This is a genomic window from Nocardioides ferulae, from assembly GCF_003660455.1.
Classification (GTDB): domain Bacteria; phylum Actinomycetota; class Actinomycetes; order Propionibacteriales; family Nocardioidaceae; genus Nocardioides; species Nocardioides ferulae.
The window spans coordinates 1-23,609 of the sequence record NZ_QZVR01000019.1 but is presented as its reverse complement, the minus strand read 5'-3'; the positions used below and the strand labels follow the sequence as shown (position 1 = coordinate 23,609).

23 protein-coding genes are annotated in these 23,609 nt (G+C 69.7%); 9 read left to right on the top strand and 14 right to left on the bottom strand.

Translation table 11 applies throughout. The features are described 5' to 3' along the window. Positions 1–27: 27 nt before the first annotated feature. Positions 28–600, top strand: a complete 573-nt coding sequence (locus tag D6B71_RS17435) for a hypothetical protein (protein WP_206051832.1) — start codon at positions 28–30, stop codon at positions 598–600. Here the strand turns inward: D6B71_RS17435 and D6B71_RS17430 are convergent. The 4 genes from D6B71_RS17430 to D6B71_RS17415 all read right to left on the bottom strand — a co-directional run bounded on the left by D6B71_RS17430 (position 593) and on the right by D6B71_RS17415 (position 3,725). Continuing rightward, positions 593–1,210, bottom strand: a complete 618-nt coding sequence (locus D6B71_RS17430; protein WP_206051831.1) for a response regulator transcription factor — start codon at positions 1,208–1,210, stop codon at positions 593–595. The genes D6B71_RS17435 and D6B71_RS17430 overlap by 8 nt on opposite strands. Next, positions 1,203–2,348 (bottom strand): sensor histidine kinase, encoded by a 1,146-nt coding sequence (locus D6B71_RS17425; protein WP_164519726.1) that lies wholly within the window; start codon positions 2,346–2,348, stop codon positions 1,203–1,205. Before D6B71_RS17425 ends, D6B71_RS17430 begins: the two co-directional genes overlap by 8 nt. Before the next feature lie 230 nt (positions 2,349–2,578). Then, positions 2,579–2,974: a VOC family protein gene (locus D6B71_RS17420; RefSeq protein WP_164519725.1), complete on the bottom strand. Its 396-nt coding sequence runs from the start codon at positions 2,972–2,974 to the stop codon at positions 2,579–2,581. Positions 2,975–3,140: 166 nt separating this feature from the next. Continuing rightward, complete coding sequence (locus D6B71_RS17415) at positions 3,141–3,725, bottom strand: dihydrofolate reductase family protein (RefSeq protein WP_121257587.1); 585 nt, start codon at positions 3,723–3,725, stop codon at positions 3,141–3,143. A gap of 258 nt (positions 3,726–3,983) precedes the next feature. Between D6B71_RS17415 and D6B71_RS17410 the strand changes: the two genes are divergently transcribed. Further along, on the top strand, positions 3,984–4,718 hold the full coding sequence (locus D6B71_RS17410) for an AraC family transcriptional regulator (RefSeq protein WP_164519724.1): 735 nt from the start codon (positions 3,984–3,986) through the stop codon (positions 4,716–4,718). A gap of 475 nt (positions 4,719–5,193) precedes the next feature. Here D6B71_RS17410 and D6B71_RS17405 read toward each other — a convergent pair whose 3' ends face one another. The 3 genes from D6B71_RS17405 to D6B71_RS17395 are packed head-to-tail and all read right to left on the bottom strand — an operon-like array spanning position 5,194 to position 7,167. Then, positions 5,194–5,505, bottom strand: a complete 312-nt coding sequence (locus D6B71_RS17405) for an AMP-binding protein (RefSeq protein WP_164519723.1) — start codon at positions 5,503–5,505, stop codon at positions 5,194–5,196. A 58-nt stretch (positions 5,506–5,563) separates the two neighbouring features. After that, positions 5,564–6,232, bottom strand: coding sequence for a hotdog domain-containing protein (locus D6B71_RS17400; RefSeq protein WP_240641519.1), 669 nt, complete (start codon positions 6,230–6,232; stop codon positions 5,564–5,566). Continuing rightward, on the bottom strand, positions 6,229–7,167 hold the full coding sequence (locus D6B71_RS17395) for a TIGR03619 family F420-dependent LLM class oxidoreductase (protein ID WP_121257419.1): 939 nt from the start codon (positions 7,165–7,167) through the stop codon (positions 6,229–6,231). The genes D6B71_RS17400 and D6B71_RS17395 overlap by 4 nt, the downstream gene beginning before the upstream one ends. A 267-nt stretch (positions 7,168–7,434) precedes the next feature. Here D6B71_RS17395 and D6B71_RS17390 point away from each other — a divergent pair, with 267 nt between their 5' ends. The 6 genes from D6B71_RS17390 to D6B71_RS17365 all read left to right on the top strand — a co-directional run bounded on the left by D6B71_RS17390 (position 7,435) and on the right by D6B71_RS17365 (position 15,517). Further along, entirely contained in the window at positions 7,435–8,616 is a 1,182-nt protein-coding gene (locus tag D6B71_RS17390; protein WP_121257417.1) for an ABC transporter substrate-binding protein, read from the top strand. Positions 8,617–8,716: 100 nt separating this feature from the next. After that, positions 8,717–9,454, top strand: a complete 738-nt coding sequence (locus D6B71_RS17385) for an ABC transporter ATP-binding protein (protein ID WP_121257415.1) — start codon at positions 8,717–8,719, stop codon at positions 9,452–9,454. Then, on the top strand, positions 9,451–12,183 hold the full coding sequence (locus D6B71_RS17380; protein WP_121257413.1) for a branched-chain amino acid ABC transporter permease/ATP-binding protein: 2,733 nt from the start codon (positions 9,451–9,453) through the stop codon (positions 12,181–12,183). The genes D6B71_RS17385 and D6B71_RS17380 overlap by 4 nt, the downstream gene beginning before the upstream one ends. Positions 12,184–12,193: 10 nt before the next feature. After that, complete coding sequence (locus D6B71_RS17375) at positions 12,194–13,705, top strand: FadR/GntR family transcriptional regulator (RefSeq protein WP_126688303.1); 1,512 nt, start codon at positions 12,194–12,196, stop codon at positions 13,703–13,705. 32 nt (positions 13,706–13,737) lie between these two features. After that, positions 13,738–14,547 carry an SDR family NAD(P)-dependent oxidoreductase gene (locus tag D6B71_RS17370; RefSeq protein ID WP_121257409.1) on the top strand — a complete coding sequence of 270 codons (810 nt, stop codon included), beginning with the start codon at positions 13,738–13,740 and terminating at the stop codon, positions 14,545–14,547. 40 nt (positions 14,548–14,587) lie between these two features. Then, positions 14,588–15,517, top strand: coding sequence for a TIGR03619 family F420-dependent LLM class oxidoreductase (locus D6B71_RS17365; protein WP_121257407.1), 930 nt, complete (start codon positions 14,588–14,590; stop codon positions 15,515–15,517). Positions 15,518–15,677: 160 nt separating this feature from the next. Here the strand turns inward: D6B71_RS17365 and D6B71_RS17360 are convergent, their stop codons facing one another. The 5 genes from D6B71_RS17360 to D6B71_RS17340 are packed head-to-tail and all read right to left on the bottom strand — an operon-like array spanning position 15,678 to position 20,289. Then, entirely contained in the window at positions 15,678–16,847 is a 1,170-nt protein-coding gene (locus tag D6B71_RS17360; RefSeq protein WP_121257406.1) for an acyl-CoA dehydrogenase family protein, read from the bottom strand. Position 16,848: 1 nt separating this feature from the next. After that, entirely contained in the window at positions 16,849–17,598 is a 750-nt protein-coding gene (locus D6B71_RS17355; RefSeq protein ID WP_121257404.1) for an SDR family NAD(P)-dependent oxidoreductase, read from the bottom strand. 51 nt (positions 17,599–17,649) lie between these two features. Beyond that, on the bottom strand, positions 17,650–19,149 hold the full coding sequence (locus D6B71_RS17350; RefSeq protein WP_121257402.1) for a class I adenylate-forming enzyme family protein: 1,500 nt from the start codon (positions 19,147–19,149) through the stop codon (positions 17,650–17,652). Positions 19,150–19,164: 15 nt separating this feature from the next. Continuing rightward, positions 19,165–19,470: a hypothetical protein gene (locus tag D6B71_RS17345; protein ID WP_121257400.1), complete on the bottom strand. Its 306-nt coding sequence runs from the start codon at positions 19,468–19,470 to the stop codon at positions 19,165–19,167. A gap of 30 nt (positions 19,471–19,500) precedes the next feature. Then, positions 19,501–20,289: a crotonase/enoyl-CoA hydratase family protein gene (locus D6B71_RS17340; protein WP_121257398.1), complete on the bottom strand. Its 789-nt coding sequence runs from the start codon at positions 20,287–20,289 to the stop codon at positions 19,501–19,503. 115 nt (positions 20,290–20,404) lie between these two features. On the opposite strand from D6B71_RS17340, the gene D6B71_RS17335 reads away from it, so the two are divergent. Next, a complete protein-coding gene (locus D6B71_RS17335) occupies positions 20,405–21,565 on the top strand; it encodes an acyl-CoA dehydrogenase family protein (protein ID WP_121257396.1) in 1,161 nt (386 codons plus the stop codon). Between the two features lie 92 nt (positions 21,566–21,657). Here D6B71_RS17335 and D6B71_RS17330 read toward each other — a convergent pair whose 3' ends face one another. Next, complete coding sequence (locus tag D6B71_RS17330) at positions 21,658–22,110, bottom strand: nuclear transport factor 2 family protein (RefSeq protein ID WP_121257394.1); 453 nt, start codon at positions 22,108–22,110, stop codon at positions 21,658–21,660. Next, the gene (locus D6B71_RS17325; protein WP_121257392.1) at positions 22,088–23,302 is read right to left on the bottom strand and encodes an amidohydrolase family protein; all 1,215 of its coding nucleotides are present in this window, start codon (positions 23,300–23,302) and stop codon (positions 22,088–22,090) included. The genes D6B71_RS17330 and D6B71_RS17325 overlap by 23 nt, the downstream gene beginning before the upstream one ends. Positions 23,303–23,609 lie beyond the last annotated feature (307 nt).

Sequence of the window (23,609 nt, the reverse complement as noted above, 5' to 3'; positions counted from 1 at the left end):
TGCGTCGAACGGCCGCAGCCTCGATGCATGCTGACCCACACACCCACCCATCCCGGTTCCGCCGCTGAATGCGTACGCCTCCCGCTGTGGAGGCTCTGGCCGGCCATGCTCGGACTGGCCGTGGCCACCTCCCAGGTCGTCGCCGGAACCAGCACCGAAGGCACCGCTATCACCGTCGCCGCCGCGGCGTCCTGCTATCTCGCCGCCGCGGCACTGGGCCGGCCCTGGATCGCCTGGGTCGGCGTCATCACCAGCAGCCTGGTGGTGGTACTCACCGAGATGGCGGGGCTCCCCTGGTGGGCGGGCCTGACGGGCTATGCAGTCCTCCTCGTGCTGGTCGGGCTGGGTCGACCGGCCGGGGCGCGAGTGCTGTCCGAACAGAGCCTGGCCATGCTCGGCTTCGGTGGCCTCGCCGTGCTCGCCATGTTCATCTCACCTCGAGTGGGTCTCGCCCTGGCCGGCCTCGTGCTGGCAAGCCACGCGGTGTGGGACTACCGGCACTGGCGTCGCAACGACGTCGTCTCGAGATCGATGGCCGAGTGCTGCTTCCTGCTCGACGTCCCGCTCGGGGCCGCCGCGCTGGTCCTCGCACTCACCTGATCCAACCTTGCGCCCGCGCGATGGCGACGGCCTGCCCTTTGGACTCGGCGCCGAGCTTGGCCGTCGCGGCGGCGACGTAGTTGCGCACGGTGCCTGTCGCGAGGTGCGTACGCCGTGCGATGACGGCCGTGGGCAGGTCCAGCGCAGCGAGCCGGAGCACCTCGAGCTCACGCTCGGTGAGCGGGTTGGCCGGGGCGGTGAGCGCCTCGGCGGCGAGCGTCGGGTCGACGTACCGCTCGCCGCGCTGGGCGCCGCGGATGACGTCGGCCAGGGTTCCGGCCGGCGCTCCCTTGGCCACGAAGGCCTGCGCGCCTGCCTCGAGCGCTTCTCGCAGGTGCGCGGGTCGCCCGCGTCCGCTGAGCACCACCGTCACACAGCCAGGAGCTGCTCGGTGCAGCTCGGCCACGACTGCGATCCCGTCGAGGTCGGGCATCTCCAGGTCGAGAACGGCCACGTCGGGCCGGTGTCGGCGAGCCAGCTCGACCGCCTCACGCCCGTTCGCAGCCTGGGCGATGACGTCGAGGTCGGCCTCCAGCTCCAGCAGCGCGGCGAGAGCGGCCCTGATGGTGCCCTCGTCGTCGGCGATCAGGACCCGAACCTGCTCAGCCATGACCGGCCGGGACGGTGGCGCTGATCCGGAACGAGCCGTCATCGTGATGGACGGAGAGATCTCCGCCGACAGCACCCAAGCGTGCACGTAGCCCGACGAGCCCGGAGCCGGTCGCCGCCCGGGTCGTGAGCGGGCGATCGTTGGTCACCGAGAGCTGCACCCGGTCCGCCTCCTGCCCCAACTCCACCCGACACCACTGTGCATCGCTGTGGCGCAGCACGTTGGTGGTCGCCTCCTTGAGCAGCATCGACAGGGCGCCTGCGACCTGTGGTGATACTTCGATCGGTTGCACGGCCAGGTCACATCGCACGGCGGCCGCAGCGAGGACCCGCTCCATCGCAGCCAGCTCGGCCCGGAGGTCGACCTCACGGCCGAGGGCCAGCGAGCTGCGCAGCCTGCCCAACGTCGTCTCGGCAAGAGCTCGCACTTCCTCGGACTCTCGGGCAGACGACACCGGGTCGGAGGCAGCGGTGCGGGCAGCCAGCTCGGCCTTGAGTGCGATCACGGTCAGAGCATGTCCCAGGACGTCGTGCACGTCGCGTCCGAATCGGTTGCGTTCGAGCGCCGCGGCCGCGCGGGCTCCGGCCTGGCGGGTCGCGTCGGCTCTGACCAGCAGCTCCCACATCCAGAACGGTGCCCAGTTGATCGTCGCGAGCCCAGCGCCGATGCCAAGGGTGACGGCGCCGTAGGTCAGCACGTCGCCGTCGAACACCAGCGCCACCGCCAGGCTCGTCGAGGTCGTGGCCACAGCGACCATGGCCACGGTCGGCCATCGCCAGAGCAGGGGGGCGGTACCGAGCACGCTGGCGCCCAGCCATGCCCAGGTGGCCCACTCCTCCACGGCCACCGGCGCGACCGAAGGGACGCTGAGGATCGCTGCGAGGACGAACAGAGTCTGGGCACGGTGATGCGTGCTGACCGATGCCCAGGGCGTCACCGCCGACCACATGACCAACAGCTGGGTGGAGAACAGAAGACCCACGCCGGCCAGTCCGGTGGTCCTGAACAGCACGGATGGCTCACGGGCCACGCCCACCAGCGGCAGGAGCACCACGCTGAGCACCGCTGACACGAGCCAGACCACGGTGAGGAGGCGTGCTCGTGACAGCGCCGGGCTGGGGCCGACCAGGTCGCTCATGGTCCTCGCCGTAAGAGGGTCGGTGTCACCCGGAGACCGTGCAGAACGCAGGAGGGACCGGTGACACCGCGAGCCCGACCGGCCGGAAGCGGACGGGCTGCTCGGCAACCGGCACGCGCAGGCACCCGTCTCCCTCGACCGGAGACGCGCGCCGCGTCCCGGGAGGCCGCCAAGGCCGGGGGCCGCCGTGGTCGCCGACAGGTCGGCGTCCGGTGCGGTCATGGAGCAGGTCAGGGTGCCTGCACCTGCCAGAGATGTCCGTCCGGGTCGGCGAACATCCCCGTGTATCCCCACGGTCGCCGCTCGGCTTCCGCGTGAACCATCCCTCCGGCCTGGAGGGCTCGCTCGAGCCAGCCGTCGACCTCCGAGCTGGTCGCGACCTCCAGGTTGAGGATGCACTCGCTCGCCGACGAGCTGTCGGCTGGCGTCCGGTGGTCGCCGAGCACCCAGTCGAAGCCTCCGGTAGGCACGAGGGTGAGTCGGACGCCATCGCGAATCGCCACGTGCAACGGCTCGGGGACGCCGTCTGCCTGCGGCTCCCCTGGTCGGTCGAAGCCCATAGCGCCATAGAAGGCAAACGCGCGAAGCCGGTCCGCGATGGGTAGAGCGATGGAGAACGGCGGCACAGAAGGGTCCTTCCTGAGGGAGATCGGCGGTTCGTTGACGACCGCGACGATGCGCGAGCGTGAGGAGCAGTCAGGGCTTGCCGCCCGGCCCGGTTGGTCGAGGGCGAGAAGTGCCGGCTCGGTGCGCTCGCGAAGAGGCTCGTGGCGACGGGCGGCAGGAGGAGGTTCAGCCGTCGACTCGGTATTCGAGCATCACCACCCCGGTCGAGGTGGGTGTGGCACCGGCGAGCTGCAACCGCTGTGGTTGTGGTAAGTCGCGGAACAGTCGTTTGCCGGTGCCGAGTAGCAGCGGGTGCAGGAAGATCCGGTACTCGTCGATGAGGCGCTGCTGCATCAACTCGTGGACCACGATGCCGCTGCCCAGGATGGCGATGACGCCCTCGCCTTCGTCCTTGAGCGCACGTACGCCACTGCCGAGGTCGTCGCCGAGCCGTCGGGCTCCGGCCCACGAGAACTGGTCGAGCGTGCGCGTGACGACGTACTTCGGCGTCGCATTGAGGTGCGCCGCCATGGGGTTGCTGTCCGGCTGGTGGGGCCAGAACGCGAGCATCTTCTGGTAGGTCCTGCGACCGAACAGGTAGGCCGTGGTCTGAGCCAACCCTTCTCCGGCCGACTGCATCTGGGTCTCGTCCATGTACGGTGCGCCCCACCCACCGTGCTCGAAACCTCCGTCACGGTCCTCGTCGGGTGATCCCAGGCCCTGCATCACGCCGTCGAGCGTGACGAACTCAATGGCGACCAGTCTGCGCACTTGCGACTCCTCGTGTACCTGCTCCAGCAACCCGGTGCTTCCCGGGCCGGTTGCAGCACCCTCCTGCACACCGTCGAGTGTCGGCTTGAACAAATCGGCAAACCGCCTGGGACCCGGGCGGGTCATACTGAGCGGATGCTCGCCCCGTCGGTCGTCCGGACGCCTACGGCGTCTGGGTGGATCGAGTTCGCACGTGCCCCCATCCCACCGCGACTGGCCGGACTGGTCGCAGGGCGCTGTGGCAACGCCGAGCAGGCCGTGCACGGCGTCACCCGCACCCTTCCGGCGAGCACCCTGGTGCCGGTGGTGATCTCGTGGGGCGACCATCAGCACGTCACCGAGACCCTCGGCGGCATCGGCACCGGACTCCACGGCTCCTTCGCCGCCGGCCTTCGGCCCGGGCCGACGCGCACGCGCTTCCGTGGTGAGCAGGGGAGCGTGCAGGTCTATCTGACCCCACTCGGCGCCACCAGGATTCTCGGAGTTCCCGGGCGCGAGCTCGCCAACCGGGTGTGTTCGTTGGGCGACGTCGCCCCATCACTGGCCCGCCTCTCGAGCCGCTTGGCGGAAACGAGCACGTGGTCAGCCCGACTGGCTCTCGTGGACCGGGCCCTGCTCGCCCTGGCCGATTCATCCAGCGATGTCGACGCCACGGTCCAGGGCATGTGGCGCAGCCTGGCAGGCAGCCACGGCACGACTCGCATCGACGAGGTGCTCACAGGCACGAGCCTGAGCGCGAGAGCCGCGGCGGCACGATTCGTGGCCGAGATCGGTCTGCCGCCCAAGGCCACCGCCCGCATGCTCCGCTTCGAGCATGCAGCACGCGCCATCGGCACCGGTCGAGCCATCGCCGATGTCGCCGCCAGCACCGGCTACGCCGATCAGAGCCACCTCACACGCGAGTTCAGGGCCTTGGCCGGGATCACCCCCGGACGCTGGGCTGTCGCGCCACCGCCGTCCGCGCAGACGGCACTCGGCTCGAGAGGACCGTGACCGGCCGCTGTGAGACCTCGTCCGCGAGGCGGGCCCGGAAATGGACGAAGGCCCCGGATCCGATGACCCGGGGCCTTGTCACACGTGCGCGAGGGGGGAGTTGAACCGTAGGACCACCACGCTCGATCCCGCGTCAACCATCGGTCGTGAGCGTAAAACCCGGCTCCCGTTGCCTCCGGTTTCCTCCCGTTACCTCGGGGGCGTGCACCCCAGGGGTGCACCAGCCAGTGTTCAGTTGAGCGAGCTCCAGTTGCTCACTCTCACCTTACGTGGCATGGCGCGGAACTGAGGCGCGGCCCCCCGGCCATCCAGCCTTCTGTTCCGTAAGCCGATCCTCTACGGAGATGTCAGGACTCGAACTTGACCACGTTCGCGCGGGTCGGGTCGACATCATCAGCACAAGCCAGGGTGGGCAGGTCGGCGCTTTTCAGGCCGGCCAGCTCTAGTGCGGCGCGGCTAGCGAGGTGGGCCGAGCTCACGGACTGTCAGTTGGCGATAGCGGCGCCCGTGCATCTGCTGCCTCAAGCGTCGTCGGCAACTGCCACATGACCCGTGATCCCTGCGAGACGCCGAGGCTCGTCAATCCCGCGGCGACTTCTTCGGCGTCCCGGGCGAACTCACCAAACGTCGGGCTGCGCCCGTAGTCGTCGAGGATGAACAAGGCGTCTGGGGTCCGTGCCGCTCGCCAGGCGACGAGTCGCCACAGGTCGTCGAGGGGCGGTCGGTCATCCTGCGCCTCTGCGGGCAGATCACTCACCACATCCGTCGGAGTCTCGGTACTTGCCATGAATTCCTCACTGGTCCTGCGGGAACGTCGTTTCCGGTTGCGACACGGCTGAGCTCGGTCAGGGTTGGCCGGGCAGCAGCTCGACGAATAGTCCGTCTGCCTCAGCGCAGACGCGCTCACCGTCGAGAAGCAGCCCGCGCAAGATGCGCTTGCGCCCCTCCTCCTTGACGAAGTGCGCCTCGACCCGCAAGTCACGGCCGATGGGCGTGACCGATCGGAAGTCGACGTGGAGGTAGGCAGTACGGCAGGGCGCCCGCCCACCCGTGCCCGCCAGCCATCCCAAGACCTCGTCGAACAACAACGGGATCGCCCCGCCGTGCGCTGCGCCGTTGCCGCCGAGGTAGTAACGCCCGAAGCGCGTCACGCCGACGACGTGGTCCCGGTCAGCCTCCAGGGGTCGGAACGTCGGCACGAGTGACTGGCCGCGGTTGGGCAGATCGAAGCGCCGGGAGAAGTACTGCTCACGCTCGGGAACGGCATCCCTGCCGAGCCGGTCCGACCACGCATCCAGGTCCGAAGTCAGTGCCTGGATCGTTCCCGCCTCAGGCTTGGCAGCGGCTACGTGGTCGAGGAAGCGCCGTACGGCGCGCATCAGCTCGTCGTAGCCGTCGTCAATCTCCGAACTACCGAAGTCCCCCACCCACGTGTCGACAGCCGGGATCCCCGGCGCCGAGCCCTCCCCCAGTCCCAGTGTGGGGTCGTCGAGGGGTTGGAGTCGTCGGTTCATCGCCGGTCGCTCGTCACGCCCAGCGATTGTCCGAGCACGTAGACCTGGTCGATCAGGGACTTGAACGTCTTCGCGTACGGCTGCCAGAGGAGCCAGGTCACGCCGGCCTCGACGCACTCCGGTCCCGAGGCCGTGACGTAGTCGGCGAACGCGTCGGCGGTGTCTCCACGAGTCGCGGACAGGCAGACGTCCAGTGGAGCGGTTCTGCCGGCCTCCCGGGCCATCTCGTTGAGGTGGCCCACGCGGTCGGCAACCTCGTCAAGCGACTGCAACGCGTCGGTGCCCGTGACAGCGGCCTGCTCGGGGCTCTGGAGGAAGGGGATCCAGCCGTCACCGAGCCGAGCGGCCCTCCGTCGGGCTGCCGCCGAATTGCCCCCGATCCAGATCGGAGGGCCGGGCACCTGCCGCGGCCGCGGGAGCACGGTGTGGGTCGGTCCTCCGGCGGAGGGGGCGAAGGACTCGCCTGTCCAAGAGGCACGGATGCCACCAATGGCGGCGTCGAACTCCCTCCCCCGGCGACCGAAGTCCGCACCCACCGCACCGAACTCGTCCGCGACGTAGCCCGCGCCCATGCCGAGGATGAGCCGGCCCTGGCTGAGGACGTCGACGGTCGCTGCTGCCTTGGCCGTCACAAAGGGGCTCCGATATCCGGCAACGATCAGGTTGGTGAGCAACCGGACCCGCGAGCTGCAAGCAGCCAGGTGCGAGAGGAAGGCGAACGGATCCATTGACTGGTGGCCCCCGACGCCGAGCCACGAGTCCGGCGGCACAGGATGATCGCTCACACTGACCGCGCCGATCCCGCTGGAGTCCAGGGCGGCGCCCAGCTCGGAGATGGCGTGGCCGTCGAGCCAGTCCTCCCACCGGGCGAACGCGCGCACCGGCAGGTCGAGACAGACCGAGAGCCCGCCCTCGGTGCCCATCACGGGTTCCATTCACGTCCCTTCTGACGAAAGCGCCACGATTCGCGCACCGTGCCCAGCGACCACAGCAACATGGGCGGCTCTGCTCATCGGACCACGACTTGACGCCTTCGTCAACTGCCAACGGGAACGAGCCCGTGAACGTCAACAATCACCGCGATCTCCCGCGCACGATTGACACCTGCGTCAAAAGATAGTGAAAATCTTTTTCACTACTAGTGACAGCGGTCACTCGACGCTCCTACGCTCCGTCGACACCCGACCCCGGAGGTAGAGAACGTGAAGCACACCAGGAAGTACGCCGCCACAGGTGCGGCGCTGCTGTTGGCGGCCACCGCCACAGGCTGCGGCGGAGACGACAGCGGAGGCGGCGCCGGCGGCGACACGATCCGGATCATGTCGATCGCTCCGACCGGCACGCAGTCGACGAACTTCGAGACCGCGAAGGTGATCCAGGCCTACATCGACCAGCTCAACGAGTCCGGCGGCCTCGGCGGCATGGACGTGGAGCTCATCGTCTGCAACGACAAGTACGACGCCAACGAGGCCACCAACTGCGCCGCCCAGGCGGTGGACGAGCAGGTCACCGCCGTCGTCGGCGGGTTCTCGGGCTTCGAGGGCGACGTCATCAAGATCCTCGACCAGGCGTCGATCCCGTGGATCGGCACCTTGGCCAACAGCGCCGACTCCCTGACGAGCGAGTTCTCCTACCCCGTCTGGTCCGGCCCGCTTGCGTTCGGTGCGCTGGGCGGTACCGCAGCCCAGACCTGCGACGTGACCACTCCCGTACTGCAGGACACGGCCTCGGCGGCCAGCATCGTCAGCTTCGCGGATGCGGCGATGCAGCAGGCCGGCAAAGAGTTCAACGAGCCGGTGAAGGTCGCCCAGACGACGGTCGACTTCACCAGTGTCGCCCAGAGCCTCAAGGGCTCGGACTGCGCACTCGTGGCGCTGCCGACCAGCATGTACGCCCCGCTGGCCTCGGCGATGGACCAGCTCAAGGTGCGTACGCGACTGCTCACCACCGCGGCGGTGTTTGACAACACCGTCGTCGGCGAGTTCCCGGAGACTCTCGAGGGCTCCGTCGTCAGCGGCTACTACCCGCACATCGACGACCCGGCGTGGGCGGACGCCGTCGCGGTCATCCCCTCCGACCTGGACATGAGCGGCGCCGTCCTGCAGAACTCGTGGGTCTCGATGCTGGTCTTCGACGCAGTGGCGTCGTCGATCGACGGAGACGTCACCGCCGCAACGCTGAAGGAGGCACTCGACGGATCAGCGGCGGTCGAGACCGGCGGGCTGACCCCCACGCTCAACTTCACCGAGCCGCTGCCCATGCCTGACCTCGCACGCCTCTTCAACACCGAGGCTGTGAACTTCGCTGCGACCGACGGGAAGCTCGTCCAGCAGGGCGAGCCGATCGACCTGGGCGAGGCGATCCGCGCCGGCGCCGGCGGCTGACACCCGGACTGCGACGGGGTCTCCGCCTTCCGGGACCCCGTCGCACGCCCCCCCAATCGACCCCCAGAGCCCGACCGACCAACGCCTGAGGAGGCGAACGATGGCTGACGTCCTGCATGTCCAGACCGCGCCCGAGCCGCGTGCAGAGCACCCAGCCCTGGTCGCCGACGACCTGGTCATCACGTATGGCGCGGGCAACGCCGCGGTCTCGGGCGTCAGCCTGGAGGTCGGATCCGGCGAGGTCGTCGCACTCCTCGGCGCGAACGGTGCCGGCAAGACGTCGACACTGCTCGCCCTCGCCGGAGCGAAGGACGCGGCGTCAGGCACCGTCCGGATCGACGGCCGAGCGACCACCGCTCCCCTACACCGCCGGGCCCGCGAGGGCCTGGCTCTCCTCACGGAGGACCGCTGCATCTTCGGGCACCTGACAGTGCGGGAAAACCTCGTCCTCGGGCGCGGCAAGCCGGCCGACGCGTTGGCCCACTTCCCCGAGCTGTCAGAGCACATGGACCGCCAGGCCGGCCTGCTCTCGGGCGGACAGCAGCAGATGCTCGCGCTCGGCCGAATCCTCGCTGGCAGGCCGCGGATCCTCCTGGCCGACGAGCTCTCGCTCGGCCTGGCACCGCTCGTCGTCAAGCGGCTCCTGGCCGCGGTCCGGCAGGCGGCCGACGACGGCCTCGCCGTACTCCTCGTCGAGCAGCACGTCCACCTCGCGCTGGAGATCGCCGACCGCGTCTACCTGATGCGGCGCGGACGGATCGCCTACGCGGGAACGGCGGCCGAGCTCCGCGCCAACCCTTCGCTGATCGCTGACCTCTACCTGGAGCAGTCCCGATGACCGACGTCTTCCAGTTCGCCCTGCTCGGCCTCGGGATCGGGTCCATCTACGCCCTGCTCGCCGCCGGCCTCGTCCTGATCTACCGCGGCTCCGGAACGATCAACCTGGCGCACGGGCACTTCGCGGTGCTCGCGGCCTACCTGTTCGTCGACCTGCGGGACCGGCAGGGCCTGCCCACGCTGCTGGTGCTCGTCCTCGTGGTGCTCCTCGGTGCCCTCCTCGGCGCGGCCGTCCACCTGCTCGTCATGGTGCCGCTGCGGTCGGCGAGCCCGATCACCCGCGTGATCGCGACACTCGGCGTGCTGGCCACCATCAACGCGGTGGTCGACCTGCGGTACGGCGCCGAGCATCAGCGCACCGAGCCGCTGCTGCCGAGCGACTCGGCCGAGCTCGGCGACATCGTCGTCGGGCAGCAGAACCTCTACCTCTCGGGCATCGCCCTCGTCGTCATCGCCGCCCTCGTCCTCGCCTCACGGGGGCGGTGGGGCCTGGCCCTCTCCGCTGCTGCGGAGAACCCCCGCGCAGCGAGCTCGCTCGGCTGGTCCCCCCAGCTCCTCGCGGTCGCCACCTGGTCCCTGGGTGGGGCCCTCGCCGGGCTGGCGGGCAGCCTCGTCTTCTCCACGACCGGCGGCTACTTCAACCAGTCCTCCCTGTCGCTCCTGGTCGTCGGGGCGCTGGCGTGCGCCCTGCTGGCGCAGTTCCGCTCCTTCACCGTGGCGCTCCTGGCAGGCTGGCTCATCGCGATCGCCCAGAGCGAGGCGACGCAGTACATCAACGTCACCGGCCTGGCCGAGGCGATCCCGTTCCTCGCCATCGTGCTCATCCTCGTCGTCCGCGGCCGCGGCCTTCCCGTTCGCGGCACCGTCGCGGACCGGCTGCCGACCGTCGGCACCGGCCGGGTCCGGCCGGTCGTCGTCCTCGGCCTGGCCGCGATCGGGATCGCCTACCTCCAGAGCACGCAGGACCTCGGCTTCCTGGTGCGCCAGGAGCGCCTGCAGCCGATCATCGTGTCCCTCTGCTTCGCGATCGTGGCCGTCTCGGTCGTGGTCCTGACCGGCTTCGCGGGCCAGCTCAGCCTGGCGCAGATGGGCCTCGCCGGGATCGGCGCCTTCGCCGCGGGCCGGCTCGTCGCGGCGAACGAGTGGTCCTTCCTCCCGGCCCTCCTCGCCGGCGTCGCCGTCGCCGCGGCCGCCGGTTGTGTGCTCGGGCTACCTGCGCTGCGGACGCGAGGGGTGAACCTCACCGTCGTCACCTTCGGCCTGGGCTTCGCCGTCTACGCGATCGTGTTCAGCAGCACCGAGCTGACCGGAGGAACGGAACAGACGCGCATCCCGCCGCAGAAGCTCTTCGGGCTCGAGATCGACCCCCTCTTCGGCAAGCACAACTACGCGACCGTGTGCCTGGTCGCGCTGGTGATCGTGTGCCTGATCGTGGCCAACCTCCGCCGCGGCCGCGCCGGGCGCCGCCTTCTCGCCGTACGCGTCAACGAGCGCGCCGCCGCCTCGATCGGGATCAGCGTCCTGGGCGCGAAGCTCTACGCCTTCACCCTGGCCTCCGCGATCGCCGGCCTCGGCGGTGTGCTCTACGGCTTCGCCTACCAGACGATCCCCTACAACCAGCTGTTCGGACCGTTCTCCTCCATCGACGTCCTGATGATCGCGGTCATCGGCGGTGTCGGCTGGGTGATGGGCCCGATCGTCGGTTGCGGACTGGCTGCGGGCGGCGTCGGAGTGCTCGTTACCGATGCGCTGTTCCCGAGCCTGGAGGACTACCTCCCCCTGATCAGTGGCGTCGTCCTGATCGTCCTGCTCATCGCCCACCAGAACGGCATGGCCGCGGTCATGGACGAGGCCGCGCGCCGGATCCCGCCGAAGCGCGTCTTCGCACCCCTGCGCCTCCGGCGTCGGCCCGCTGCCGACGCTTCGCGCCCGTCGAACGACGTGGGTACGACGGAGCGCCTGCCGCTGTCGGTCTCCGGCGTCACCCTCCGCTTCGGTGGCGTCGTCGCGCTCGAGGACGTCTCCCTCGACGTCCAGCCGGGCACCGTCGTCGGCCTCCTCGGCCCCAACGGCGCGGGCAAGACCTCGCTGGTCGACGTGGTGACCGGCTATGCGCAGCCGTCCTCGGGCACCGTCTGCCTCGGGGGCACCGACATCACCAGCTGGTCGGCCACCAAGCGCTCCCGCGCCGGTCTCGGGCGGACCTTCCAGGCGCTCGAGCTCTTCGACGACCTCACCGTGAGCGAGAACCTGATGGCGGCATCGGATCGCCGGGACCTGCTGGCCTACCTGACCGACCTGGTGTGGCCGGGCCGCAGTCGGCTCACCGGCACGGCCGCAGCGGCGGTGGACGAGCTCGAGCTCGCCGAGACGCTCGACCGCCGCCCGCGCGAGCTCTCCTACGGTCAGCAGCGACTCGTCGCCATCGCCCGTGCAGTGGCGACCCGTCCGGCCGTCCTGCTGCTCGACGAGCCCTGCGCGGGTCTCGACGAGCACGAGTCGGCGGAGCTCGGTCACCTCATCCGGCGGCTCGCGGACGAGTGGAGGATCGCCGTACTCCTGATCGAGCACGACGTGGACCTCGTGCTGAACACCTCGGACCGCGTCGTGGTGCTCGAGTCGGGACGCGTGATCTTCGAAGGCGCACCCGGCGACGTCTCCGCCGACCCGCGAGTCCGCTCGGCGTATCTTGGGCTTCCGATCGACGAGGACGAGTCAGCCACCGTGTAGGAGTAGGCCTGTGGACCAACGGCCCGGGCGGGACTTCGGCGCAGCCCTGGTCGCCCTGCCGACGGCGGCGGACCTGGTCGCCGACGACCTGCGGCGGCTCATCGCCGCGGGGCTCCTCGAGGACGATGCCGAGCTCGACGCCGGCACGACCCTGATGGCGCGCTACGGGATCTCCCGGCCGACCCTCCGCGAGGCACTGCGCGTCCTCGCCGCGGAGCACCTCCTCGAACTGACCGCAGGCACCCGGAAGGCACGCGTGAAGGCGCCGTCGATCGACATCGCGGCACAGCACCTGAGCCTGCTCCTCGCGTCGCGCGGCGCCACCCTCGCCGACGTGCGGGCCGCCCGCGACCTGATCGATCTCGCCGCCGTCCGGACCCTCGCCGAGCAGGCGCCGGAGTCGCGCCGGGCACGGGTCGCGGAGGTCACCCAGCAGGCCCTGCCCCCCTCGGGGACCGAGCCCGACGCAGCGACGGAGCCGACGTGCCTGCACGAGACCTTCGTCGCGGTCTGCGGCAACCGGACCTTGACGCTCGCCGCCGATCTCACCTCGTCCATCCTGCGGCAGCAGGAGCTCCGCGTCGGCTCCCCCGTGCGCTCCGCCCACCACCGGACCGGTGGCGACGCGCAGGCCGATCTGCAGGCGCTGCTGAGCAATCTCGACGCCGGGGACGTCGACGGTGCAGATCGCGCGTTCCGCGACCACCTGGCCCGCTGCGGTACGCCGTACGACGAAACGCTGGCCGGTGCCACCGTCGTGGACCTGGTGCGGCGAGGCTCGGTTGACGGCCCCAGCGTCGCCGGCGCCTCGGGCGAGGCGGCCGCCATCGCCGACGAGCTGCGCGCCTCGATCGTGGACGGCGACCTCGCGCCGGGGACCCGCCTCCCGACCGACCTCCACACGAGCAGCGGCGTCAGCCGGGTGACGATGCGATCCGCGATCCGGCTCCTCGAGAGCGAGGGCCTGCTCAAGGTGATCCGGGGAGCACGCGGCGGCGTCGAGGTCACCCGGCCCACGGCGCAACAGGCGGCGCGCTACCTGATCCTGCTGCTGGGCCCACGCGGGGTCGACATCCACGACTACGCCGTGGCACGCCGGGCGACCCAACCGCTCGTCGTCGAGAGCATGGTCGACTCGATCGATGACGACGGGATCAGGCGGCTCCGCTCAGCAGCGGCGCGGGAGGAGCGCATGCGGCACACAGGCGACCTCCCCGGCTTCGCCCGCGCCGCCGTCGGGTTCCAGGGCCTGGTCGCCGAGCTCAGTGGTTCCGTCGCCCTCGAGGTCCTGACCGAGGTCCTGGACCGGATGGTCGTCGGGCCCTACCTGGAGATGCTGCTCGACCCTGACCACGACGGGCCGCGGAGCTCGCTGATGGACGCGCACCGCCACCTGATCGAGCTGGCCGAGCAGCGCAACGGCACGGCCGCCCGCCAGCAGTGGGCCGCCCTGACCGGAGAGCTCGCGGCGGCCTTCCTGAACCACCGGGCCTCACGAGGCCGACGCGAGGCCAGGCACTAGCCCACGAAGCCAGTTGACGATATCGTCAAATTGTGGATCTCCAGCTTGCAGGAAAGCGCGCCCTCGTCACCGGGAGCAGCTCGGGCATCGGGAGCGGGATCGCCCGCTCCCTCGCAGCCGAGGGCGCAGCTGTTGTCGTCCACGGGCGCGACGTCGACCGAGCCGAGAAGGTGGCCGCCGCGATCGTCGACTCCGGCGGGAGCGCCGCCGTTGCCACGGGCGACCTCGCGACCGATGAGGGCGCACAGGCCGTCGCCGACGCCGCGTGCGCGGCGTTCGGCGGCATCGACATTCTCGTCAACAACGCTGGCGGAGCGTCCGAGCTCGACGACAAGTCCTGGTTCGCCGTTCCGATCGACGAGTGGCTCAAGAGCTACGAGCGCAACGTGACGGCCGCGGGACGCCTCGTGCACCGCCTGGTGCCGCCGATGAGGGAGCGTGCCTGGGGCCGCGTCATCCAGATCTCGACCGCCGCCGCGACGCTCCCTACCTCGGCCCAGCCCGACTACGGACCCGCCAAGGCCGCGCTGCTGAACATGTCGCTCGGCCTGTCCAAGGCGCTCACCGGCACCGGGGTGACGGTGAACAGCGTGTCCCCCGGAATGATCCGGACTCCCGGCCTCGACGAGTTCCTGCGGGGCTTCGCCGAGCGACGAGGGTGGGGCACCGACATCCAGAAGGCCGCCGACTACATCCTCAAGGGCACCGGCCAGACGGTCGCACGGATCGGGACAGTCGAGGACGTTGCGTACGCCGTCGCCTGGCTCGCGAGCCCCCGTGCCGACTTCCTCAACGGGCTCAACCTCCACGTCGACGGTGGCGGGACCTCCAACATCTACTGACCACGCACCCCCTTCGATCCCGCACGGGAGGACCACCGCCATGAAGATCGGCGTCCAGCACGCCATCGCCGACCCGAACTGGTCACCGGCGATCCTGACGCCCGAGGCGATGACCTCGTTCGCCCGCGCTGCGGAGGAGCTCGGGTACGACGCCATCGGGTTCACCGACCATCCGGTGCCGTCCGTGAAGTGGGCGCACCACGGAGGCGAAGGGTCGGCGGATCCGTTCTCCTCACTCGCCTTCTGTGCGGCGGTGACCACGCGGATCCGACTCCTGACCTGGGTGCTCGTCGCGGGCTACCGCAACCCCTTCTTCACCGCGCACCAGATCAGCACCCTCGACCACCTCAGCGCGGGCCGGCTCACCCTCGGTGTCGGCACGGGCTACCTACGCGGAGAGTTCCGCGCCGCGGGTGCCGACTTCAATCGACGTCGAGCAGCACTCGACGAGCTGCTCGACCTCCTGCCCACCGTCTGGCGTGACACGACCGAGGGTGACGGCCTCGGATGGACCGCGCCCGGGAACATCGTGCAGCCACCGCCGACGCAGGCGCCACACCCGCCGGTCTGGGTGCACGGCAACAGTCCGTGGGGCACCGCGCGCGCTGCCCGCGCAGACGGCTGGATCGGGGTCCTGACGACGGATGCGATGACCCGAACCATCCGGACGAGCCCCATCCCCGACCTCACTGCGCTCGCCGCCAGGGTCGACCGTGTCCGCGAGGCCCGGGCGCGCGTCGGGGCTGCGAACCCCTTCGACATCGTCGTCACGGGCGCGATCCCGCTTCTCGACGTACGACGTCCGTGGGAGGTCGAGCGGATTCGCGACGCCATCGGGCGCATCGCGGACCTCGGCGCGACCTGGCTCATGGTCAACGTGATCGGCGACGACCCTGTGGCCGCCGAGGAGACGCTGCGCAGGTTCGCAGCGGACTTCATGACCGACGCCAGGCCGGACGCTGGACCTTAGCCATGAAGAGGAATGTCGACGGGCTGCGAGGACAGGCCGGCGGCGTAATTCTCCGCCCACGCATCGACCCAGCTCTCGTCGTCCGGGGCAGCTGCGTCCGGTCCGGGAGGGGGCGGCGCGGGCGCTGGGCCCGCTGGCGTTCGTTCGTCGTGGGACATCATCACGCCAGGTGACTGACCGAGCCGTGGTTGGCGGTGGCCAGCTGCCGGCTGATCACCAGCCGCTGGATCTGGTTGGTGCCCTCGAAGATCTGCATGACCTTGGCCTCGCGCATGTAGCGCTCGACCGGGAAGTCCCGCGTGTAGCCGTAGCCGCCCAGCACCTGGACCGCGTCGGTGGTCACCTTCATCGCGTTGTCGGTCGCGATGAGCTTGGCCACCGAGGCCTCGCGTGTGTAGGAAAGTCCGGCGTCCTTGCGTCGCGCAGCACTCAGATAGGTGGCACGTGCGGACTCCACCGCTGCCGCCATGTCGGCCAGGAGGAAGCCCAGGCCCTGGTGGTCGATGATCCGCTTGCCGAAGGTCTCGCGCTCCAGGGCGTAAGCCGTGGCTGCGTCGAGCGCGGCCTGCGCCAGCCCCGTCGCCACGGCCGCGATCCCCAGTCTGCCGGCGTCCAGGCCGGCGAGAGCGATCTTGAGGCCGTCCCCCTCGTCCCCGAGCCGGCGCTCGACCGGCACCCGGACGCCGTCGAAGCGCATGGTGGCCGTGGCCGAGCCGGTGAGCCCCATCTTCCGTTCCGGCGGATCGGCGCTGAGGCCAGGGGTATCCGCGGGCACCAAGAAGCAGGAGATGCCGTTGCGGTCGCCCGACGTACGGGCCATGACCTTGTAGAAGTCGGCATGCCCGCCGTGCGTGGTCCACGCCTTGGCGCCGCGGAGGACGTACTCGTCCCCCACGCGCTCTGCTCGGGTCGTCATCGCGGCCGGATCCGATCCTGCCTGGGGCTCGGAGAGGCAGTAGGCGCCGAGCAGCTCACCGCCGATCATCGCCGGCAGCCACTCCTTCCGCTGCACATCGGTCCCTGCTGTCGCCAGCCCGAAGCAGCTGAGGACGTGGACGCTCGTGCCCACGCCGACACTGGCCCAGGCGTGGGCGATCTCCTCCACCACCTGGAGGTAGACCTCGTAGGGCTGGCCCCCGCCTCCGTACTCCTCGGGATACGGGAGACCCAGGACGCCGCTGTGCCCGAGGATGGCGAACGCCTCCCGGGGGAAGGTCTCGTCCCTCTCGGCAGCCTCTGCGCGCGGGCGCAGCTCCTCAGCTGCGATCGAGCGGACCAGTGCGATCAGGTCGGCCGCCACGTCGTCGGGCATGACGCGATTCGCAGGCATGTCAGCGGGGGGCCATACGCAGCGCGCCATCCATCCGGATGACCTCACCATTGAGGTAGTCGTGCTCGACGATGAAGGCGACCAGGTCGGCGTACTCCGAGGGGCGAGCCAGACGCTGCGGGAAGGGGACGCCCGACGCGAGGTTCGCCCGGAACTCCGCGCTCACCGTGGCCAGCATCGGCGTCTCGACGATGCCGGGCGCGATGGTGTTGACGCGGACGCCGTACTGCGCCAGATCGCGCGCCGCCGGGAGGTTCATCCCGACCACGCCACCCTTGGACGACGCGTAGGCGACCTGACCCACCTGGCCCTCGTACGCGGCGATGGAGGCGGTGTTGACGATCACTCCGCGCTGGCCGTCCTCGAGGGGTTCGGTGCGGGCGATCTCCTCGGCGGAGATGGCCATGACCGTGAAGGTGCCGACCAGGTTGATCATGACGACCCGGCGGTACAGCGCCAGGTCGTGCACGCCCTTGCGCCCCACGACCCGCTCCGACGGACCGATCCCGGCGCAGTTGACGACGACGCGGAGCGGTCCACTCTCGGCCGCGACCGCAACGGCGTTCCGAACGTCGTCTTCCTGCGTGACATCGGCGCGGACGTAGGTGACGTTGTCGATGGCCGGAGCGTCGGAGACGTCGAGGTCCACCCCGATCACCCGTGCACCCCGGTCACTGAGCGTTCTGGCCGTTGCCTGGCCCAGGCCCGAGGCTGCGCCCGTGACGATGGCCGAGACGTTCGTTAGCTGCACAGTGGTCCGTTCTCTGGTGACGTGGATGATCGGTGCGTGGGACGAGGTGGATCACGCCGGAAGGGGCGCCCCGGCTTCGAAGCCACGGACGACCTCGCGTCGAAGGAGCTTTCCGGTCTCGGTGCGAGGCAACTCGGACCAGGCAACGATCTCCTCGGGCGTCTTGCTGCCGCGCAGGATGCCTCGCGCGAACGAGCGGACGTCCTCGACGTCGAGCTCCTCTCCTGCACGAGGCACGACCGCCGCCACCAGCCGCTGGCCCCACTCCTCGTCGGGGACGCCGACGACGGCGACGTCGGCGACGTCGGGGTGTCGCAGGAGCACGGTCTCGATCTCCGCCGGAGCAATGTTCTCGCCGCCGCGGATGATGGTGTCGTCCGTGCGCCCACCGATGAAGAGATAGCCCTCCTCGTCGAGGAAGCCCTCGTCGCGGGTGTCGAACCACCCGTCGTCGTCGACCAGCCGACCGATGCCGGCGTACTCGGCGGAGACCTGGTCGCCGCGGACATGGATCCGGCCCCTGAAGCCTGCCGGGACCGGCTGCCCGAGCTCGTCGCGGATCTCGATCTCCACGCCGGGCAGGGCACGGCCGACGGATCCCAGCCGCAGGCGCGCGAAGGGGTCCTCGCTCGCCACCGCGGTCCGGTGGTCCTCCGGCGTGAGGACGGTGATGGTGGAGCTGGTCTCCGTCAGGCCATAGGCGTTGACGAGGTCCAGCTGCGGCCAGGTCTCGAGGGCCTTGCGCACCACGCGTGCCGGCATGGGTGCCCCTCCGTAGGCGAGGGAGCGGAGCGTCGGGACGGAGAGGTCACCTGGCGCGTCGAGGATGCGGGCCAGCATCGTCGGCACCACGAGCGCGTTGGTGATCTGCTCGCGACGCACCGTCTCGATCCACTGGCTCGCGTCGAACTGCTCCAGCGTGACCACGCGCCTGCCTGCATAGAGGCTCGTGATCGCGTTCGCCACGGCGGCGATGTGGTACGGCGGCACGCTGACCAGCGCAGCATCGGTCTCCGCCGCGCTCGCGTACTCCACCGAGCCAAGAACATAGGAGACGAGGTTCGCGTGACGGAGCAACACGCCCTTGGGCTCCGACGTCGTGCCGCTCGTGTAGATGACGACAGCGGGCACGGCATCGTCCGGGGTGGCGGCCGGCTCGGGCGTGCGCAGACCTGTCGCAGAGAGCCATTCGGCCGTGCTCATCGAGGGCATACCCAGCTCGTCCACCACGGGGTGACCACCGTCCTCGGTCAGCACGAGGGCACCCGGGTGGCGGCGCAACATGCCGGCGAGCTGCTCGCGACCCAACCTGTAGTTGAGCGGGACGAGCGGAACACCGGCGCACGCCGCAGCGAAGAGCGCGATCGGGAACGCCGCGCCGTTGACCGCCAGATAGACGACGGCGTCCGCGTCGTGCGATCGGACGATGTCCGCACCGCTGAGTGAGCGACGCCGCAGGCCTTCGCCGGTGATGCCCGGCTTGGTCGGGCCGAGGACGACGCGATCGCCGAAGCCGTCGGCGGCCATGTCCAGGAGCATGGTCAGATGCATGACGCTGACTCCCGATCAGTCCGACGAAGGCAGCGCTTTGGCGCTGGCGACGGTCAGGGGCGCGTCTCCCAGCGAGAGCGAGCTGCCGCCAGGCTTCGTGCAGAGGACCTCGAGCGCTCCCGTCTCGTCGACGTACCGCTTGCCGATGAGGGTGCCCATCGCGTGGGCGGCGTCCGCCTCCCCCGACGCTCCGCCGGTGCCCTTGGGCACCAGCGGCTTGCCGCCGCACCTGAGGTCGACGTCGCCAGCGGGCGCCTTGGTCACGATGACGCTGACCTGGTCTACGGCGCTGTCCAGCGCCAGTCCCGGACGCAGTTCCATGTCTGTCTCCTAGCTTCGAGTGTGTTGGGTTTACCGACCGCGCCAGACCGGCTCGCGCTTCTCGGCGAAGGCCGCGGCGCCCTCGCGAGCGTCTTCGGACTCGAAGACCGGCATCATCAGCTCGTCCTGGAGGCGCCAGCCCTCTGCCCAGCTCCAGTCAGCGGCCGCCACGGCGATCTCCTTGGTGACCGCAACAGCGAGCGGTCCGTTGGCCGCGATCACGCCGGCGAGCTCGAGAGCTCCGTCGAGCGCACCGCCGGACGCCGTGACCCGGTTGACCAGCCCGAGCTCCGCAGCCCGGCCGGCAGTGATCGGGTCGCCGGTGAGGAGGAGCTCCAGAGCGATGGCGCGCGGGATCCGCTGCCCGAGGAGGAGTGCACCGCCCCCACCGGGCACCAACGCACGCTTCACCTCCGGCACGCCGAGTCGAGCGTCCTCCGCGGCGACGACCATGTCGCAGGCCAGGACGAGCTCGAACCCTCCCGCCACTGCGTGGCCCTCCACGGCGGCGATGAGCGGCTTACGTGGCGGCGCCATCGTCAGTCCGCCGAGTCCGCGGTCCCCGACGACGGGCGTCTCGCCGCGGAGGAACGCCTTGAGGTCCATGCCGGAGCAGAAGGTCCCACCGGCACCCGTCAGCACGCCCACGCGCAGCTCGTCGTCGGACTCGAGCAGGTCCAGCGCTGCCGCGAGCCCCTGCGCCAGAGCGCCGTCGAGCGCGTTCCGGGCCTCGGGCCGGTTCAGCGTGATCACCAGAACGCCGTCGCGGCGCTCGACGAGGACCGGGGTGCCGGCCTTGGTTTCAACCTCAGTTGACACTTTGTTCAATCCTTCGCTTCCGACGACCCGCGGGTTGCACTCAGCTGCGCAAGTTGATGCATTGGATCGCACAGTTTACAGTTTCGTCAACTAGCCGTCTACGGAAGGACCTCCCATGCCCGATCTGACGAATCGACCAGTCTTCGGTGCGGAGCACCATGAGTTTCGCGCCCTGGTCCGGGAGTTCCTCGCGCGCGAGGTCCTGCCCAACGCCGAGGCCTGGGAGCAGGCGGGCATTATGGACAAGCAGGTCTACAAGGCCGCGGCTTCGGCGGGCGTGCTCGGCTTCTCCGTGCCCGAGGAGTACGGCGGCCTGGGGATCGACGACTTCCGCTACAACGCGATCGTGGCCGAGGAGCTCGCCATCGCCGGCGGCGTGGCCAACGGCCTCGCACTGACGCTGATCAACGACATCCTCGCGCCGTACCTCCTTCGGCTCACGACCGAGGAGCAGAAGCAGCGCTGGCTGGTGCCGCTCGCGAGCGGCGACATGACCTTCGCGATCGCGATGAGCGAGCCCGGCGCCGGGTCGGACCTGGCCGGGATCCGCACGTCCGCCCGCCGCGACGGCGACGACTGGGTGATCAACGGCCAGAAGACCTTCATCTCCAACGGCATCCTCTCCGACGCCGTCGTCGTCGTGTGCCGCACCGACCCGGAGGCCGGCCACAAGGGCTTCAGCCTCATCGTCGTCGAGGACGGCGCGCCTGGCTTCGAGCGCGGGCGCAAGCTCGACAAGATCGGGCTGAAGACGCAGGACACTGCTGAGCTGTACTTCGCCGACTGCCGGGTGCCAGCGGGGAACCTGCTCGGGACCGAGGGCCGCGGGTTCATGCACCTCATGGAGAACCTCCCCTCGGAGCGGCTGTCGATCGCGATCAGCGGCATTGCGGGCGCGCGTCGTACCTTCGAGCAGACAGTGCAGTACGCGAAGGACCGCCAGGCCTTCGGGCAATCGATCGGCTCCTTCCAGGCCAACCGCTTCACGCTGGCGGAAATGGCCACTGAGCTGGACATCGCGCAGGTCTACATCGACAACTGCATCAGCCGGGTCCTGGACGGCACCTTCAGTGCCGTCGACGCCTCCAAGGCGAAGTGGTGGTGCACGGAGCTGCACAAGAAGGTCGTCGACCAGTGCCTGCAGCTGCACGGCGGCTACGGCTACATGCTCGAGTACCCCGTGGCCAGGGACTACCAAGACGTGCGCATCTCGACCATCCTCGGCGGGACGACGCAGATCATGAAGGAGATCATCGGCCGCGACCTCGGCTTCTGAGGATCTCCTAGCACCGGACATGACCACGGGCGGTGGAGTACGGCGCCGCCGTACTCCCCCGCCCGTTGCTTGTGGTGCCTCGACCGATGGCGCTAGCCGCCGGCGAGCGGCAGGTCCTGGAACCCGCGGCGCTCGACGATCCGCCAGCCGTCGGCAGTACGCCGGTAGCGGTCGCGGTGCCGACCGGCCCTCGCGACCACGGGGCCCTCGGAACCGGGTTGGAGCGCGACCCAGTTGCACTCCCCCGTCGCCTCATCGACGTCCACGCGGACCGTGGGGGCACCGATCACGTGGGTCGTCGCGGGAGCAGCGGCGAGGATCGTCCGCATCGTCGCGACCAGGGCGGCGCGACCCTCGGGCCGCCCGAACGGACCGAGGTCGAGGACGCCGTCCTCGGTGAAGAGGGACGCCCATTCCTCCAGCCGGCCTGCGTCGAGGAGCCTGCCGTACCGGACGCACAGCTCCTGGAGGTCAAGCTTGTCCTCCAGGAGCTGCAGGCGGTCCGGGGTCCCCTGCCCGCCCTCAGGCAGGGAGGAGCTGCTCATCGGGATTGCGGACCTGGAGGCCGAGGAAGCGCCGCGCGTTGTCGCCCATGAAGTCGTAGGTGCGCTTGCGGTCCATGCCCTCGGCGTACTTCCAGAAGCCCTTGGGCTCCGGCAGGCCCTCGGGATGCGGGAAGTCCGAGCCAAACATGACGCGGTCCCATCCGACCGTCTCGACGACGTCGGCCACGGAGCCCTCCCAGAAGGGGCTGATCCAGATGTTGCGCCGGAACACGTCGATCGGGTGCTCGGGGAACGCCTGCGGCATCTTCTTGTAGAAGTCCTCGTAGTCGTGGAACAGGGGGTGCAGCCAGGCCGACCCGTTCTCCACACTCGCGATCCGCAGGCCCGGGAACCGCGTCAGCGTCCCGTGGCAGATCAGGCTGGTGATCATGTCCGTGATCTCACGGTGCCCCAGCGCGATCCAGCGGAACGAGCTCATCTCCGTGAACACCTTGGTCTCCGGCGGCTCCCACATGTTGATGTAGGAGTCGAGCGGGGGCTGGCTGGCGTGGAGCACCACGGGCAGGCCCAGCGACTCGACCTCGCGCCAGAAGGGATCGAACTCGGGGAGCGCAGGAGACCGCCATCCCTTCCAGTTCCGCACCGGGGCGGGCTTGATCAGGATGACCTTCGCGCCGTTCGCGACGACGAACTCCAGCTCCTTCATCGCCTCCTCGAGGATGCCGAGGTTGATCACCGGGGTCATGAACAGTCGGTTCTCGTGGGTGAAGCCCCAGGTCTTCAGCATCCACTGGTTGAGCGCGTGGATCATCGCCGCACAGAGCTCCGGGTCCGCCGACGCGGAGTGCTCGACGAGGTTCGCCAGCGTCGGATAGATCATCGCCGCGTCGACGCCCTGACGATCGAGAGCCTCCAGCCGCGGGCCGGGCTCACGGAACGATGGGATCGACTCCATGATCTGCTCGCGCGCCATCTCGCTGAGGGTGCGTCCCTCGTGGTTCTCGGCGGCGAAGAACTTCTCCCACGCCCCCGGGGCAGCGACGCGGTCGAAGGTGGGGTTCGGGATGTAGTCGCGGATCTGGCCGAGGATGGAGATCCGCGTCTGACGGCCGACCTGCACGAACTGGACCGCGGACCTGTACTTCTCGGGCAGGTACTTGGTCAACGCATCCGGCGTCTCGTACATATGCGAGTCCGCGTCGAAGATCGGGACCTCGGTGAACTGCTCCATGTGACGACCTGCCTCCTCTGACGGTGATATCTGTAGCCATCTTAGAGAGTAGTTGACGAAAGCGTCAACCCAGGTTTCCATCATGTGGTTTTGGCGATTCGATCCCCCAAGTGGCTCCCGTTCGACGCTTGTGTCAAGTAGGGTCATTGGCGGCCGGGCTCCTCGGGGCCGTGAGACTGAGGAGACCAGCGTTGTCCCTGCAACTGGATGTGAAGCAGACCCCGTTCGGAACGGACGAGGAGGTCCTTGGCGAGCGCGCGCTCCGGACCCGCAACGCCATCCTCGAGGCCTCCCGCCAGCTCTTCCT